This window comes from Nostoc sp. 2RC, from assembly GCF_014222165.1.
GTDB lineage: Bacteria > Cyanobacteriota > Cyanobacteriia > Cyanobacteriales > Nostocaceae > Nostoc > Nostoc linckia.
In genome coordinates, this window is record NZ_JACKZU010000704.1 from 1 (window position 1) to 1,355 (window position 1,355).

The window sequence follows — 1,355 nt, forward strand, 5'->3', positions numbered from 1 at the left end:
CACTCCCCCATCTTCCCATCTCCCCATCTCCCCAGTCCCTCATCTTTACGCAGCTTGCGGTTCAACCAGATTTTCTATTCCTTGCACTACTGTTGCTGATTCAATTTTGTCACCAGCCCTGAGTTTATCCAAAACTTCTTTGCCTTGAGTGAGATAGCCAAAAACGGCGTAGCGACCATCTAGTAGGTTACGTCCGGCGGGAGTAAGTTCTGGTTCAAAGAGAAAGAAGAAAAATTGTGAAGAACCTCCGTTCACTTCACTTTCAGGACGAGCCATAACTACTGCACCAAAAGCAGAAAAAGGTAGAACTGGCATATCAATGTAACGGCCAGCTTCTTCTAGAGTAATGCCATAAGTAGGCTCCTTGTCGCCTTCAACCAAGATTTCTAAGGGTACGGCGCGGTATTTGCCTGTTTTTGGGTCAATAAAACCGACTTCTTTTCCTGGTGGATCTCCGGTTTGCAGAAAGTAAGATTCTTCAGAACGGGTAAATTCTAAGCCATTATAAAAACCCCTCTGCACTAAATCTATAAAATTACCAGCAGTGACGGGGGCGCTGTAACCATCTACTACAAGGGTGAGGTCGCCTTTGTTGGTTTTTAATTCCACAGTGGCACGACCTTTAAGTTGTGGCAAATTACTATACTCAGCAGGAACTTCAAAGGGAAATTTCTTGACCATTGATTCTTCTAGCTGAGTGACAAGATTCAGCAATTTAGTTCTCTGCTGCAAAATTTGTTGTTTATCTTTATTATTTGCCAATTCTTGCAGTTGAAGCACACCGGATTTTAATTCGTTAATCCAAGCTTCTGCTTGGGGTTGGCGTTCTTCGGGAACACTTGCTAGGATTTGGGAGGGTTTATCGAGAATGCGAGATGCTTGGCTGATGTCTTTGGAAACAGCACCCCAGCGGCGATTTGCCCGCATTTGGTTAGAGATATCCTCTAAAGAGGCTTGTAATTGCCGCACAGGTTTGTTATTTATCGGGAGTGCATACCGCAACAAAGCATTACCGTCAGTAATTGCATTGCCAGCTGGCAGCGCGGCGCTACTAGAGGGAGTCCACCCAGCTGTAGTTATGCCTAAAAATATTGTTACCAGGAGTATTGCCATTAGGCTGTTCTTCAGCCAGGATTTTAATAACTTAAGCATGGAATAACTCAAATGCAGCATTGATTATTGTTAACTGGACGTAAGCCATCAATAATCTTCCCACAGTAGGAGTGCCCAGTGCAGAGTGTTGAGTGGGGACTGGGGATATGGCTTCGCCAAGGGGAAAGGGTAAAGGGTAAAGGGTAAAGGTTAAAGGTTAAAGAGAAATCTTTCCTTTCCCCTTTCCCCCTTTCCCTTTCCCC

At 44.7% G+C, this 1,355-nt stretch carries 1 protein-coding gene; it reads right to left on the minus strand.

The annotated features are described in order from the left end of the window. Window positions 1-45: 45 nt before the first annotated feature. Window positions 46-1,152 (minus strand): peptidylprolyl isomerase, encoded by a 1,107-nt coding sequence (locus GNE10_RS34530; RefSeq protein ID WP_185570508.1) that lies wholly within the window; start codon window positions 1,150-1,152, stop codon window positions 46-48. Window positions 1,153-1,355: the final 203 nt, after the last annotated feature.